Annotated in this window: 1 protein-coding gene; it reads right to left on the reverse strand. The window is 49.7% G+C overall.

Translation table 11 applies throughout. The annotated features are described in order from the left end of the window. The coding region (locus AF337_RS27220) for a transporter substrate-binding domain-containing protein (RefSeq protein ID WP_152971208.1) at nt 1–378 on the reverse strand (378 nt) is incomplete at both ends.

The raw sequence follows: 378 nt of genomic DNA on the forward strand, positions 1-378 counted from the left end.
GACCGAAACACCTTCTTTTTCATTTCCGGATAAAGATGGTTGGCATAGGATTCCTGCGCTGTCGACGATGTCACCCCAAGAATTTTATCGTTGAGGGCGGCGGGGCTGACATCGCTGATCGACGAATCCTTCCGGGCGATGAACACAGACGGGCTGTTGTAGTATTTTTCAGTGAAGGCAACCTTTTGACGCCGCTCAAGGCTCATCGACATGGATGAGATGATCGCGTCGTATTTGTCGGCAACGAGATCGGGGATAATGTCGTCCCACTTCTCGATGATAAATTGGCATTCGAACTTGCCAACCTCGCACAGCGCATTGGCAATATCGATGTCGAAGCCCTGAAGTTTGTTATTTGCATCGAGATAGTTGAAGGGC

The organism is Rhizobium ecuadorense, assembly GCF_001187535.1.
GTDB lineage: Bacteria > Pseudomonadota > Alphaproteobacteria > Rhizobiales > Rhizobiaceae > Rhizobium > Rhizobium ecuadorense.